Source organism: Thauera aromatica (genome assembly GCF_023093595.1).
GTDB lineage: Bacteria > Pseudomonadota > Gammaproteobacteria > Burkholderiales > Rhodocyclaceae > Thauera > Thauera aromatica_A.
Window position 1 is genome coordinate 48,160 of record NZ_JALLIK010000102.1, and the last position, 14,647, is coordinate 62,806.

The window sequence follows — 14,647 nt, forward strand, 5'->3', positions numbered from 1 at the left end:
GGTTTATACAGCGGGATCGGCCCAGAGGCTCGTCCCGCTTTTTTGCACATGCCGGGCAGGGATCGAACTTCCTGCCCCCAGATTTTCAAGCTGAATCCAGGAGTTTCTCGTGAGTGCATTCCCGTCCGCCCTCCTTGCGCTTGCCGACGGAACGGTGTTTCACGGCAAGGGCATCGGCGCGGTTGGCAGCACGGTCGGCGAGGTCGTGTTCAATACCTCGATGTCGGGGTATCAGGAAATCCTGACCGACCCGAGCTATTGCCGCCAGATCGTTACGCTGACCTATCCGCATATCGGCAACACCGGCGTCAATGCCGAGGACGTCGAATCCTTCAAGGTGCACGCGGCCGGTCTCATCATTCGCGATTTGCCGATCCTGCCGTCCAACTTCCGCATGACCCAGCGCCTCGATGCTTATCTGCAGGCCGCGGGAGTGGTTGCGATCGCCGGGCTCGATACCCGCAAGCTCACCCGCGTGCTGCGCGAAAAGGGCGCCCAGGCCGGCTGCATCGTCACTGCCGGCGCGGGGGAGACGCTCAGCGCCGAAGCCGCCGTCGCCCAGGCGCGCACCTTCCCCGGCCTGGCCGGGATGGACCTCGCCAAGGTCGTCAGCGTCAGCGAACGCTACGACTGGAAGCAGGGTGAATGGGGGCTCGACCGCGGCTACACCGACCGCGCCGATGGCCGCTTCCACGTCGTCGCCTACGATTTCGGCGTCAAGTACAACATCCTGCGCATGCTCGTCGAGCGCGGCTGCCGCCTCACCGTGGTGCCGGCGCAGACGCCGGCGGCCGAAGTGCTGGCGCTCAATCCGGATGGCGTGTTCCTGTCCAACGGCCCGGGTGACCCCGAACCCTGCGACTACGCGATCGCCGCCATCCGCGAGATCGTCGCCACGCGCACGCCGACCTTCGGTATCTGCCTCGGTCACCAGCTGCTGGCCCTGGCCTCGGGGGCGAAGACCATGAAGATGGCCACCGGCCACCATGGCGCCAACCACCCGGTCAAGGATCTGGACACCGGCAAGGTGTTGATCACCAGCCAGAACCACGGCTTCGCGGTCGACCCCTCGACGATGCCGGCGAACCTGCGCGTCACCCATGTGTCGTTGTTCGACGGCACCAACCAGGGGCTGGTGCGGACCGACGTCCCGGCGTTCTCCTTCCAGGGCCATCCGGAGGCGAGCCCGGGCCCGCACGACGTCGCCTACCTCTTCGACCGTTTCATCGGTTTGATGCAAGCCGCCGCGTAACACGGCATCCGGCGGGTCCGTCCCGCCGCCCCCCGTTTTCGATGCGCGCGCATCCGGCGCCGCATCAAGGAATCATCGAGGCAAGACAATGCCGAAACGTACCGACATAAAGAGCATCCTGATCATCGGCGCCGGTCCGATCATCATCGGCCAAGCCTGCGAGTTCGACTATTCCGGTGCCCAGGCCTGCAAGGCCCTGCGCGAGGAAGGCTACAAGGTCATCCTGGTGAACTCGAACCCGGCGACGATCATGACCGACCCGGAAACGGCCGACGTCACCTATATCGAACCGATCACCTGGCAGGTGGTCGAGCGCATCATCGAGAAGGAGCGTCCGGACGCGATCCTGCCGACCATGGGCGGGCAGACCGCGCTCAACTGCGCGCTCGACCTCGGCCGCAACGGGGTGCTGGCGAAGTACGGCGTGGAACTGATCGGCGCCTCCGAAGAGGCCATCGACAAGGCTGAGGACCGCCTCAAGTTCAAGGACGCGATGACCAGGATCGGCCTCGGCTCGGCGCGCTCGGGCATCGCCCACAGCATGGAAGAGGCGCTGCAGGTGCAGGGCGGGATCGGCTTCCCGGTGATCATCCGCCCGAGCTTCACCCTCGGCGGCACCGGCGGCGGCATTGCCTACAATATGGAAGAGTTCCACGAGATCTGCAAGCGCGGCCTCGAGGCCAGCCCGACCAACGAGCTGCTGATCGAAGAGTCGCTGCTCGGCTGGAAGGAATACGAGATGGAAGTCGTGCGCGACCGCGCCGACAACTGCATCATTGTGTGCTCGATCGAGAACCTCGACCCGATGGGCGTGCACACCGGCGACTCGATCACCGTCGCCCCGGCGCAGACCCTGACCGACAAGGAATACCAGATCCTGCGCAACGCCTCGATCGCGGTGCTGCGCGAAATCGGCGTCGACACCGGCGGCTCGAACGTGCAGTTCGCCATCAACCCGAAGGACGGTCGCATGATCGTCATCGAGATGAACCCGCGCGTGTCGCGCTCCTCGGCGCTGGCCTCGAAAGCGACCGGTTTTCCGATCGCCAAGGTCGCAGCCAAGCTCGCCGTCGGTTATACCCTGGACGAACTGCGCAACGACATCACCGGCGGCGCGACCCCGGCTTCGTTCGAGCCTTCGATCGACTACGTCGTCACCAAGATTCCGCGCTTCGCCTTCGAGAAGTTCCCCCAGGCCAACGACCGCCTGACCACGCAGATGAAGTCGGTGGGCGAAGTCATGGCGATGGGGCGCAGCTTCCAGGAATCCTTCCAGAAAGCCCTGCGCGGCCTGGAAGTCGGTGTCTACGGCCTGGACGAGGTCGAAGCCGACCGCGAGGATCTGGAACACGAACTCGCCAATCCGGGGGCGCAGCGCATCTGGTATGTCGGCCAGGCTTTCCGCGAAGGCATGAGCCAGGAGCAAGTGTTCGCCCTGTCCAAGATCGACCCCTGGTTCCTCGCCCAGATCGAGGACATCGTGCTCACCGAAAAAGCGCTCGCCGGCCGTTCGCTGAAAGCCCTGCAGGCGGGCGAGCTGCGCGAGCTCAAGCGCAAGGGCTTCTCCGACCGCCGCCTGGCGAAGCTGCTCGGTGCCGATGAAACCGCGGTGCGCCTGCACCGCCACGCACTCGGTGTGCGCCCGGTGTTCAAGCGCGTCGACACCTGCGCGGCGGAATTCGCCACCTCCACCGCCTACATGTATTCCTCCTACGAGGACGAGTGCGAGGCACGCCCGACCGACCGGAAGAAGATCATGGTGCTCGGCGGCGGCCCCAACCGCATCGGCCAGGGCATCGAGTTCGACTACTGCTGCGTGCATGCCGCGCTCGCGCTGCGCGAGGACGGCTTCGAAACGATCATGGTCAACTGCAACCCGGAGACCGTGTCCACCGACTACGACACTTCCGACCGCCTGTACTTCGAGCCGATCACGCTCGAAGACCTGCTCGAGATCGTCCATATCGAGCAGCCGGTCGGCGTCATCGTCCAGTTCGGCGGCCAGACTCCGCTCAAGCGCGCCCAGGCGCTCGCCGACAACGGCGTGCCGATCATCGGCACCAGCCCGGACATGATCGATGCGGCCGAAGACCGTGAGCGCTTCCAGAAGCTGCTCAACGACCTCGGCCTCAGGCAGCCGCCCAACCGCACCGCGCGCACGCCGGAAGCGGCAGTCCGGCTCGCCGCTGAAATCGGTTACCCGCTGGTGGTACGGCCGAGCTACGTCCTTGGCGGGCGGGCGATGGAAATCGTGCATGAGCAGAAGGATCTCGAGCGCTACATGCGCGAAGCGGTCAAGGTTTCCAACGAGTCGCCGGTGCTGCTCGACCGCTTCCTCAACGACGCCACCGAAGTCGACGTCGACGCGATCTCCGACGGCAAGCAGGTCATGATCGGCGGCATCATGGAACACATCGAGCAGGCCGGCGTGCACTCGGGCGACTCGGCCTGCTCGCTGCCGCCCTACACCTTGTCGGCGAAGCTGCAGGACGAGCTGCGCCGTCAGACGGTGGCGATGGCGCGTGCGCTCGAAGTCGTCGGCCTGATGAACGTCCAGTTCGCGATCCAGGGCGAAGGCGACAACGCCGTGGTGTACGTGCTGGAGGTGAACCCGCGCGCCTCGCGCACCGTGCCTTTCGTCTCCAAGGCCTGCTCGCTGCCGCTGGCCAAGATCGCCGCGCGCTGCATGGCCGGCCAGAGCCTTGGCAGCCAGGGCGTCACCGGCGAGGTCGTGCCGCCGTACTACTCGGTCAAGGAAGCGGTGTTCCCCTTCGTCAAGTTCCCCGGCGTGGATACCATCCTCGGGCCGGAAATGAAGTCCACCGGCGAAGTCATGGGCGTCGGCCGCAGCTTTGCCGAAGCCTTCGTCAAGAGCCAGATCGGCGCCGGAGTGCGGCTGCCGACGTCCGGCGCGGTGTTCATCAGCGTCAAGCAAAGCGACAAGCCGGTGGCGGTCGAAGTGGCGAAGGAACTCCACGATCTCGGCTTCACCCTCGTCGCCACGCGCGGCACGGCGTCGGCGATCGAGGCGGCGGGAATCCCGGTGACGGTGGTCAACAAGGTCAATGAAGGCCGCCCGCACGTCGTCGACATGATCAAGAACGAGGAAATCGCCCTTGTGATCAACACCGTCGAGGAAAAACGCCAAGCGGTGACCGACTCGCGCTCGATCCGTACCAGCGCGCTGGCCGCCAAGCTGTCGATCTTCACCACCATCGAAGGGGCGCGTGCCGCGTGCATGGGCATGCGCCATCTGGCCGGCAGCATCGAAGTCTATTCCGTGCAGGAGCTGCACGCCGAACTCAATCAGACCGCATGAACAAGACTCCGCTTACCGTGGCCGGCGCCGAGAAGCTGCGCGCCGAACTCCACCGCCTGAAGACCGTCGAGCGTCCGAACGTGATCGCTGCGATCGCCGAGGCGCGCTCGCATGGCGACCTCTCGGAAAACGCCGAATACGAGGCCGCCAAGGACCGTCAGGGCTTCATCGAAGGCCGTATCATGGAGGTCGAGGCCAAGCTCGCCAACGCCCAGATCATCGACCCGAAACTGCTCGACGCCGACGGGCGCTGCGTGTTCGGCGCCACCGTCGAACTCGAGGATCTCGATTCCGGCCAGATCGTGACCTATCAGATCGTCGGTGACGATGAAGCCGACATCAAGGACAGCAAGATTTCGATCAGCTCGCCGATCGCCCGCGCGCTGATCGGCAAGTACGCCGGCGATATCGCGGAAGTACAGGCGCCGGGAGGCGTGCGCGAGTACGAGATCATCGACGTGCGCTACCTCTGAACATTCCAACCGCTGCGGGCGGTGGAATGTTCTCTCACTTCGCGTTCGGTCTTTCCCGGGCCGACGCGACCGGGGGCCGTCAGAGGGGACTCGGCGGGGGGCTCAGCGCCCGCGTGAGCCGCTACTGCTGCGGCTCCGTGGCGCCGGGGTGCGTCTCGATTCAGCGCTGGCCTTGGCCAGCGCGGCACGCCGCGCCGCGGCGGCGAAGGCTGCGGCCGATTTGGCCGTGGCGGCGCCGCGAGCGGGCTTGCTTTCGGTGGCCGGGGCGGGTTTTTCAGTCTCGCGGCGTGCGCGCCAGACGATCAGGATATTGCCGATGTGCTGCACCGGGCTGGCATCGAGGGTGGCGCACAGTTCCTCCATCAAGGTGTCGCGCTGCTCGCGCTCGGTGCCCTGGACCTTGATCTTGATGAGTTCGTGCGCCTGCAGCGAGCGTTCGATCTCGGCCACGACGTTGGGGGCGAGGCCGTTGCCCGCGATGGTGACCACGGGGTTCAGGTGATGGGCGCGTGCGCGCAGATCGCGGCGCTGTGCCGGGGTGAGCTCGGTCATTGAAATTCTCTGGGTGCTTGACTTCCTTGGGACCCGGATTCTACTCCGAGTGCGTGCCCTGTGCCCGCGCCGGAACTGCGGACGAACGGATGAAGAAGAACAAGACCAGTCGTGCCTGGGTGCATGATCACCTGAACGATCCTTATGTGCAGCGCGCGCAGGCCGAAGGCTATCGCGCGCGTGCCGCGTACAAGCTGATCGAGATCGATGATCGCGACCGGCTCCTGAGGCCGGGAGCGGTAGCGGTCGATCTCGGCGCGGCGCCCGGCTCCTGGTGCCAGGTCGCGGTCAAGCGCTGCGCCCCGAACGGACGTGTGTTCGCACTCGACCTGCTGCCGATGGAAGCGGTCGCTGGGGTCGACTTTCTGCTCGGCGACTTCACCGAAGAGGCCGTGCTCGAAGCGCTTGAGGCCCGCCTCGAGGGGGCGCAGGTCGATGTCGTACTGTCGGACATGGCGCCGAACCTGTCCGGCGTCGCCGCGGTGGACCAGGCGCGTTCGATCCATCTGTGCGAGCTTGCGCTCGAGTTTGCCCGTCGCCACCTGAGGCCGGGCGGTCACTTCCTCGTCAAGGTGTTCCAGGGTGAGGGCTTCATGGCTTATCGCAAGCAGATGGAAGCGGCTTTCGCCAGCGTCCAGGTGCGCAAGCCGAAGGCTTCGCGCGATCGCAGTGCCGAAGTCTATCTGCTGGGCAAGGGGCCGCGCCCGTTTTGAATGTTCGGGCGGGCGAACGATTGCCTTTTCCAATCGCTCCTATTGGTTTGCCCGTGGGAACGTTCACCACTAGAATCGGTCAGTCGCGTACAGATACAGGCCGCAGCGGCCTTCGGGGAACAGAACGTTGAACAATCTTTTGAAGAATCTCGCGATCTGGATGGTCATCGGCGTCGTGCTGATGACCGTATTCAACCAGTTCAATGCGCGCCAGACGCCGCCCAACACGATGGAATACTCCCAGTTCCTGGAGGAAGCCAAGGCGGGGCGCATCGCGAAAGCGACGATCGACGGCCGCATGCTCAAGGCGACGACCCAGGAAGGCCGCTCGATCACCGTGTATACCCCCGGCGTCCAGGACATCTGGATGGTGTCCGACCTGATGCGCTACGGCGTCCAGATCAACGCCTCCAAGCCCGAGGAGGAGCAGTCCTTCCTGGCCAGCATCTTCGTGTCCTGGTTCCCGATGCTGCTGCTGATCGGCGTGTGGATCTTCTTCATGCGGCAGATGCAGGGCGGTGGCAAGGGCGGTGCGTTCTCGTTCGGCAAGAGCAAGGCGCGCATGCTCGACGAGTCGGCCAACTCGATCACTTTCGCCGACGTCGCCGGTTGTGACGAGGCCAAGGAAGAAGTGTTCGAACTGGTCGAGTTCCTGCGCGATCCGTCCAAGTTCCAGAAGCTCGGCGGCCGCATTCCGAAGGGCGTGCTGATGGTCGGCTCGCCCGGTACCGGCAAGACCCTGCTCGCCAAGGCCATCGCCGGCGAGGCCAAGGTGCCGTTCTTCTCGATCTCCGGTTCGGACTTCGTCGAAATGTTCGTCGGCGTCGGTGCGGCGCGCGTGCGCGACATGTTCGAGCAGGCCAAGAAGCACGCGCCCTGCATCATCTTCATCGACGAGATCGACGCCGTCGGTCGCCAGCGCGGTGCCGGCCTGGGCGGCGGCAACGACGAGCGCGAGCAGACACTGAACCAGCTGCTGGTCGAAATGGACGGCTTCGAAGGCCAGACCGGCGTGATCGTGATCGCCGCGACCAACCGTCCCGACGTGCTCGACCCCGCGCTGCTGCGCCCGGGCCGCTTCGACCGCCAGGTCGTGGTGTCGCTGCCCGACATCCGCGGCCGCGAGCAGATCCTCAAGGTGCACATGCGCAAGGTGCCGATCGCACCCGACGTCGATCCCCAGGTTCTCGCCCGCGGCACGCCCGGCTTTGCCGGTGCCGATCTCGCCAACCTGGTCAATGAGGCCGCGCTCTTCGCTGCGCGTGCCAACAAGCGCCTGGTGGATATGGAGGATTTCGAGCGCGCCAAGGACAAGATCATGATGGGCGCGGAGCGCCGCTCGGTAGTCATGCCCGAGGAGGAGCGGCGCAACACCGCCTACCACGAGTCCGGCCACGCCGTCGTCGCCCGCCTGCTCGACAAGACCGATCCGGTGCACAAGGTCACCATCATCCCGCGCGGGCGCGCGCTGGGGGTGACCATGCAGCTGCCGACCGAAGACCGCTACAGCCAGGACCGCGAGCGCCTGCTGCAGACCATCACCGTGCTGTTCGGCGGGCGCATCGCCGAAGAAATCTTCATGAAGCAGATGACCACCGGCGCCTCCAACGACTTCGCCCGCGCCACCGATCTCGCCCGGCGCATGGTCACCCAGTGGGGGATGTCGGACAACCTCGGGCCGATGGTGTATGGCGAGGAGGAAGGCGAGATTTTCCTCGGCCGTCAGGTCACCACTCACCGCAACGTTTCCGAAGCGACGATGCAGAAGGTCGACGCCGAAATCCGTCGCATCATCGACCAGCAGTACTCGCTGGCGCGCCGCCTGCTCGAAGAGAACAGCGACAAGGTCGAGGCCATGACCAAGGCGCTGCTCGAGTGGGAGACCATCGATGCCGACCAGGTCAACGACATCATGGCCGGCCGCCCGCCGCGCCCGCCCAAGCCGGCCGCGACACCCACTTCGCGGACCAAGGACGACACGCCGGGTGCTGCGCCGACTGCGGCGGCTCCGGCAGCCTGAGTTCTGCCCGCACCCCCTTGGGGGTGCGTCCGACAAGAGGGGCCGGCATGTCCGGCCCGTTTCCTTGCTGCGCCTGACCCGTACCTGCCTGTGAACCGCCCCCGGGAAACGGCTTTGCCGTTTCCGCCCCCCAGGGGGCAAGAAAACCTGGGGCGGCCCGGCGTTTTCTTGAGAGTCCTCCATGTCTTTTCTGCTTTGCGGCCGTTTCCGGCTCGACCCGAGCCAGCCGCGGGTGATGGCAATCATCAACCTCACCGACGACTCCTTTTCCGGCGACGGTTGCCGCGGCGATCTGGCGGCGGCGATCGGCCGCGCCGAACGTGCGCTCGAAGAAGGGGCGGACATGCTCGACATCGGTGCCGAGTCCACCCGTCCCGGCTCCGATCCGGTCCCGGAGCAGCAGGAACTCGAGCGCGTGGTCCGCTTCGTCGAACACACCCGTGACTGGCAGGTGCCGCTGTCGATCGACACGGTGAAGCCGGCGGTGATGCGTGCCGCGCTCGCCGCCGGGGCTGACATGATCAACGACATCAACGCCTTTCGCGCCGAGGGCGCGATCGAAGCGGTCGCCGGAAGTACGGCGGCCCTGTGCGTGATGCACATGCAGGGAGAGCCGCGGACCATGCAACTCGCCCCCTGTTATGGCGACGTCGTCGCTGAAGTCGAGGATTTCCTCGCCGAGCGCGTGCATGCGCTGGAAAGTGCCGGCGTCGAGCGCGCGCGTATCGTTCTCGATCCCGGCTTCGGGTTCGGCAAGTCGGTCGAACACAACTACACGCTGCTGCGCGAACTCGCGCGCTTCGGCCGTGGCGGGCTTGCCGTGCTCGCGGGGATGTCGCGCAAGTCGATGCTGGGGGCGGTCACCGGCCGGGTGGTGGATGCGCGCATGCCGGCGAGCGTTGCCGCGGCGCTGATCGCGGTGCAGCGCGGCGCCCATATCGTCCGCGTGCATGATGTCGGCCCGACCCGCGACGCGCTCAAAGTGTGGCAGGCGCTGGCGGCGGTGTCATAATCCGCGCTTTCGAACGACAGCCGGGAGCGAGCATGGGGCGCAGGTATTTCGGCACCGACGGGGTGCGTGGCAGGGTCGGAGAGGTGCCGATCACCCCCGAGTTCGTGATGCGCCTGGGCTACGCCGCAGGGGTCACCCTGGTTGCGCGCGAGAAGCTGCCGGCCGGCGAGCATCCGACGGTGCTGATCGGCAAGGACACGCGCATTTCAGGCTACATGCTCGAAGCCGCGCTCGAAGCCGGGTTTTCCGCCGCGGGTGTCGATGTCGTACTCGCCGGGCCGATTCCGACGCCGGCGGTGGCCTACCTGACCCGGGCGCTGCGCCTGCAGGCCGGCGTGGTGATCTCCGCTTCGCACAACCCGTTCTACGATAACGGGATCAAGTTCTTTTCCGCCGGCGGGGCCAAGCTGGCCGATGCGGTGGAGGCCGAAATCGAGTCCCGCCTCGATCAGCCGATGAGCTGCGTCGAAGCGGCCCGGCTGGGCAAGGCGCGGCGGGTGGCCGACGCGGGCGGTCGCTACATCGAATTCTGCAAGAGCACCTTCCCCAACGAGCTCGACCTGCGCGGCATGCGCATCGCGATCGACTGCGCCCATGGTGCTGCGTATCACATCGCCCCCAAGGTTTTTCACGAGCTCGGTGCCGAAGTCCTGCCGGTGGGAGTCGAACCCAACGGCCTCAACATCAACGATGGCGTCGGCGCGACCCGCCCGGAGCACCTGAAAAAGGCGGTGCTCGCCCAAAGGGCCGACCTCGGCATCGCCCTCGACGGCGACGCGGACCGCCTGATCATGGTCGATCAGCGCGGCGAGATCTACGACGGCGACAAGCTGCTCTACGTGGTGGCGCGCGCACGCCACGCCGAGGGCCGCCTGGACGGCGTGGTCGGCACGCTGATGAGCAACCTCGGCTTCGAACACGCGATCGCCCGCCTCGGCGTCCCGTTCGCGCGGGCCAAGGTCGGCGACCGCTACGTGCTCGAACTGCTGCACGAACGCGGCTGGAAGCTCGGTGGCGAGAACTCCGGCCATATCATCTGCCTCGACCGCCACACCACCGGCGATGGGATCGTCTCGGCGCTGCAGGTGCTGGCGGCGCTCAAGCGGCAGGGGCAGACGTTGGCCGAGGCCTGTGCGGACCTCGTGTTCTATCTCCAGCGTCTGGTCAATGTGCGCCTGCCGGTCGGATTCGACTGGCAGGCCGATGCCGATATCACGGCGGCGCGGGCACAGGCCGAGGCCGAACTGGGTGACAGCGGGCGGGTGCTGCTGCGTCCGTCCGGCACCGAGCCCTTGCTTCGGGTGATGGTCGAGGGGCGCGACGGCGGACTGGTCGAACGCCTGGCGGGCGATCTCGCCGCCGCGGTGGAGCGCACGGTCGCCTGATCTCCCCGCGCTGCGGCGCGGCCCGCCTTGCCGTCCTGCGCCGTGTCACAGTGATGTAACAAAGCATTCATACACTCTCGTCCGTCTGAACGAAGTTCAACTGACGGAGAGGGTCTCATGAAAGTTTTCAAGTTCGCTGCTGCTGCGGTTGCTGTCGCCGGTGCTTTCGTTTCCGGCGGTGCCGCCGCCCAGGCGCTGGTGAAGGTCGACGGTTCCTCGACGGTGTTCCCGGTCACTGAGGCTGTTGCCGAGGAATTCCAGAAGGCGAAGAAAGGCGGCGTGCGCGTGACGGTCGGGGTCTCGGGCACCGGCGGCGGTTTCAAGAAGTTCTGTCGCGGCGAGACCGACGTCTCCAACGCTTCGCGCCCGATCTCGAAGAAGGAAATCGACGACTGTAAGGCCGCCGGCATCGAGTTCATCGAGCTGCCGATTGCCTTCGACGCCCTCACCGTGGTGTTGAATCCCAAGAACGACTGGGCCGACAAGGGCATCAGCGTCGCCCAGCTGAAGGCCATGTGGGAGCCGGCTGCGCAGGGCAAGGTCATGAAGTGGAACCAGGTGAATCCCGCCTGGCCCGATCGCGACCTGACGCTCTACGGCGCCGGCGCCGATTCGGGCACGTTCGACTACTTCACCGAGGCGGTCACCGGCAAGTCCAAGTCCAGCCGTGGCGACTTCACCGCCTCCGAAGACGACAACGTCCTGGTGCAGGGCGTGTCGCGCGACGTCAATGCGCTCGGCTTCTTCGGCTTCGCCTACTACGAAGAGAACAAGGACAAGCTCAAGGCGGCGAAGATCATCGCCGCCGACGGCAAGCCTGCGGTCGGCCCGTCAATGGAGTCGGTGCTCGACGGCAGCTACACCCCGCTGTCGCGCCCGATCTTCATCTACGTCAACGCCAAGTCGCTCGAGAAGCCTGAAGTCAAGGAGTTCGTCGAGTTCTACAACAAGGAAGGCGCGGCGCTGGCGGCCGAAGTCAAGTACGTGCCGCTGCCGAAGAAGGCCTACGACTACAACATCGAGCAGATCGCCAAGCTCGCCAAGGGCACCAAGTTCGGTGGCGAGAACAAGGTCGGCATCACCATCGAAGAGCTGATGTCGCTCGAAGCCAAGTAAAGCCTCGTGCGGAACGCCCCCGGGAGCATCGCCTCCGGGGGCTTTTCCCGTTCCGGGAGCATCAATGCCAGACAAGGATTCACCCATGACGACCAGCATCGCCGCAGCGCCCGCCGCGGGTGCGTTGCCCGTGACCAGCGAGCGTCTGAAGAAGAAGCGCACACGCCACGTCAAGGAACGGGTGATCGAAGCACTGCTGTTTTTCGCCGCCTTCATTTCCGTGTTCACGACGGCTGCGATCCTCTACGTCCTGATCTCCGAATCGGTGCTGTTCTTCCAGCAGGTGTCGATATTCGACTTCCTGACGGACACGCAGTGGACGCCGCTTTTCGCCGATCCGCACTATGGCATCCTGCCGCTGCTGTCCGGGACCATCACGGTCGCCGGTGTCGGCCTGCTGCTGGCGATTCCGGTCGGCACCATCATCGCCGTGTATCTCTCGGAGTTCGCATCGGTCGGGGTGCGGGAAGTGGTCAAGCCTCTCCTCGAGATGCTCGCCGGCGTGCCGACCATCGTCTTCGGCTATTTCGCGCTGCTCTTCGTCACTCCCTTGCTGCAGCAGATCTTCCCCGATCTGCCCGGTTTCAACATGCTCTCGGCCGGGTTGGTGGTCGGCATCATGATCGTGCCCTACATCAGTTCGCTGGCCGAGGACGCGATGCGCTCGGTGCCGATGAGCCTGCGTGAGGGTTCCTATGCGATGGGGGCGACCCGCTTCCAGACCGCGATCAAGGTGGTGGCGCCAGCGGCAACGTCCGGCATCGCCGCCGCGTGCATCCTCGGCGTGTCGCGCGCGGTGGGCGAGACCATGGTGGTGGCGGTGGCCGCCGGCATGCAGCCGAAGTTCACCTTCAATCCGATGGAAGGTGCCGGCACGATCACCGCCTACATCGTGCAGGTGGCGCTGGGCGACCTGCCGCACGGCGAGCTTGCCTATCAGACCATCTTTGCCGCCGGGCTCACGCTGGTGCTGTTGACGCTGGTGTTCAACATCCTCGGTTACTGGCTGCGTCGCAAGTTCCGCGAGACCTACTGACCATGACTGACAATCACGAGCAACGCCTGCAGGGGATCCGCGCCCTGATCCAGCGGCACAAGCGCTGGGACATGATTTTCGGCCTGGTCGGTCTGACGGCGATGATGATCTGCGTGCTGACCCTGTTTGCACTGTTCGCGCAGATGACGATCGACGGCCTGCCGCGCCTGAGCTGGGAGTTCCTGACCAGCTTTCCGTCCCGCAGGGCCGGGCAGGCGGGCATCCTCTCCGCCTGGGTGGGGACGACGCTGGTCATGCTGGTGACGCTGGTCGCCGCAGTACCGATCGGCGTGGCCGCGGGGGTCTATCTCGAGGAGTACGCGCCGAAGAACTGGATCACCGACATCATCGAGATCAACGTCACCAACCTCGCCGGTGTGCCGTCGATCATCTATGGTCTGCTTGCGCTCGGCATCTTCGTCCATGCCTTCGGCTTCGGCCAGAGCATCCTGTCGGCGGGCCTGACGCTCGGCCTGCTGATCCTGCCGGTGATCATCGTCGCCACGCGCGAGGCCATCCGCGCCATCCCCCAGGCCGTCCGCGAGGCAGCCTACGCCTGCGGGTGCACCACCTGGCAGCTGGTGCGCGACCACATCGTGCCGTATTCGGGTGCCGGCATCCTGACCGGGGTCATCATCGGCCTCGCGCGCGCGATCGGCGAGACGGCGCCGATCATCACCATCGGCGCGCTCACCTTCATCGCCTTCCTGCCGCCGGCGCCGCTCGCGGGCGAGCCGCCGGCAGGCCTGTTCGACTGGCTGTTCGCACCGTTCACCGTGATGCCGATCCAGATGTTCAACTGGGTGTCGCGTCCCGACCCGAACTTCCACTACAACGCCGCGGCTGCCGGTTTCATCCTCGTCTTCATGACGTTGGCGATGAACGGGCTGGCGATCTGGCTGCGCTACCACCTGCGCCGCAACATCAAGTGGTGAGCACGGCCGCGCCCAGGACATCCGGATTCTTTCGAGAGCACAGCATGAAAACACCTGCCACCCCGCTGGCGCTGAAGTCCGAAGTGCGCGACTTCAACTTCCACTACGGCCAGTTCCACGCCCTCAAGGGCATCTCCTTCCCGGTTTATGACAAGAAGGTCACCGCGCTGATCGGCCCGTCGGGGTGCGGCAAGTCCACGCTGCTGCGCTCGTTCAACCGCATGCACGACCTCTACCCGGGCAACCGCTACCAGGGCGAGATCCGCCTCTACCCGGACAACACCAACCTGCTCGCCGCCGACGTCGATCCGATCGAGGTCCGCATGCGCATCAGCATGGTGTTCCAGAAGCCCAACCCCTTCCCGAAGTCGATCTACGAGAACGTCGCCTACGGCCTGCGCGTGCGCGGCGAGAAGAACCGCACGGTGATCGACGACAAGGTCGAGCAGGCGCTCAAGGATGCGGCGCTGTGGGACGAGGTCAAGCACCGTCTCAACGAGCTCGGCGCCAACCTCTCCGGCGGCCAGCAGCAGCGCCTGTGCATCGCCCGTGCGCTTGCCACCGACCCCGAGATCATCCTCTTCGACGAGCCGACCTCGGCGCTCGACCCGATCGCCACCGCGAGCATCGAGGAGCTGGTCACCGAACTGAAGGACAAGGTGACGATCCTGATCGTGACCCACAACATGCAGCAGGCGGCGCGCATCTCGGACTTCACCGCCTACATGTACCTGGGTGAACTGGTCGAGTTCGGCGTCACCGACGAGCTGTTCCTGAAGCCGAAGAAGAAGGAAACCGAGGACTACATCACCGGCCGCTTCGGCTGAGCTTCAG

Annotated in this window: 12 protein-coding genes; 11 read left to right on the top strand and 1 reads right to left on the bottom strand. The window is 65.6% G+C overall.

Going from position 1 to position 14,647, the window contains the following annotated elements:
• Positions 1-109 precede the first annotated feature (109 nt).
• From carA to greA, 3 genes are all read left to right on the top strand, one after another.
• Entirely contained in the window at positions 110-1,252 is a 1,143-nt protein-coding gene (gene carA, locus MXC99_RS09810) for a glutamine-hydrolyzing carbamoyl-phosphate synthase small subunit (RefSeq protein ID WP_247725276.1), read from the top strand.
• Between the two features lie 88 nt (positions 1,253-1,340).
• Complete coding sequence (gene carB, locus MXC99_RS09815; RefSeq protein WP_247725277.1) at positions 1,341-4,571, top strand: carbamoyl-phosphate synthase large subunit; 3,231 nt, start codon at positions 1,341-1,343, stop codon at positions 4,569-4,571.
• A complete protein-coding gene (gene greA / locus MXC99_RS09820) occupies positions 4,568-5,044 on the top strand; it encodes a transcription elongation factor GreA (RefSeq protein ID WP_247725278.1) in 477 nt (158 codons plus the stop codon). The genes carB and greA overlap by 4 nt, the downstream gene beginning before the upstream one ends.
• 102 nt (positions 5,045-5,146) lie before the next feature.
• Here greA and yhbY read toward each other — a convergent pair whose 3' ends face one another.
• The gene (gene yhbY / locus MXC99_RS09825; RefSeq protein ID WP_247725279.1) at positions 5,147-5,596 is read right to left on the bottom strand and encodes a ribosome assembly RNA-binding protein YhbY; all 450 of its coding nucleotides are present in this window, start codon (positions 5,594-5,596) and stop codon (positions 5,147-5,149) included.
• An 89-nt stretch (positions 5,597-5,685) separates the two neighbouring features.
• Here yhbY and MXC99_RS09830 point away from each other — a divergent pair, with 89 nt between their 5' ends.
• The 8 genes from MXC99_RS09830 to pstB all read left to right on the top strand — a co-directional run bounded on the left by MXC99_RS09830 (position 5,686) and on the right by pstB (position 14,640).
• Positions 5,686-6,309 (top strand): RlmE family RNA methyltransferase, encoded by a 624-nt coding sequence (locus tag MXC99_RS09830; protein WP_247725280.1) that lies wholly within the window; start codon positions 5,686-5,688, stop codon positions 6,307-6,309.
• 127 nt (positions 6,310-6,436) lie between these two features.
• Entirely contained in the window at positions 6,437-8,329 is a 1,893-nt protein-coding gene (gene ftsH, locus MXC99_RS09835) for an ATP-dependent zinc metalloprotease FtsH (RefSeq protein WP_282099873.1), read from the top strand.
• A gap of 181 nt (positions 8,330-8,510) precedes the next feature.
• Positions 8,511-9,341 (top strand): dihydropteroate synthase, encoded by an 831-nt coding sequence (folP, locus tag MXC99_RS09840; protein WP_247725281.1) that lies wholly within the window; start codon positions 8,511-8,513, stop codon positions 9,339-9,341.
• 32 nt (positions 9,342-9,373) lie between these two features.
• Positions 9,374-10,726 carry a phosphoglucosamine mutase gene (gene glmM, locus MXC99_RS09845; RefSeq protein WP_247725282.1) on the top strand — a complete coding sequence of 451 codons (1,353 nt, stop codon included), beginning with the start codon at positions 9,374-9,376 and terminating at the stop codon, positions 10,724-10,726.
• A gap of 117 nt (positions 10,727-10,843) precedes the next feature.
• Positions 10,844-11,842 (top strand): PstS family phosphate ABC transporter substrate-binding protein, encoded by a 999-nt coding sequence (locus MXC99_RS09850; RefSeq protein ID WP_247725283.1) that lies wholly within the window; start codon positions 10,844-10,846, stop codon positions 11,840-11,842.
• 85 nt (positions 11,843-11,927) lie between these two features.
• Positions 11,928-12,878, top strand: a complete 951-nt coding sequence (gene pstC, locus MXC99_RS09855; RefSeq protein ID WP_247725284.1) for a phosphate ABC transporter permease subunit PstC — start codon at positions 11,928-11,930, stop codon at positions 12,876-12,878.
• Between the two features lie 2 nt (positions 12,879-12,880).
• Entirely contained in the window at positions 12,881-13,813 is a 933-nt protein-coding gene (pstA, locus tag MXC99_RS09860) for a phosphate ABC transporter permease PstA (protein WP_247725285.1), read from the top strand.
• A gap of 44 nt (positions 13,814-13,857) precedes the next feature.
• On the top strand, positions 13,858-14,640 hold the full coding sequence (gene pstB, locus MXC99_RS09865) for a phosphate ABC transporter ATP-binding protein PstB (protein ID WP_247725286.1): 783 nt from the start codon (positions 13,858-13,860) through the stop codon (positions 14,638-14,640).
• Positions 14,641-14,647: the final 7 nt, after the last annotated feature.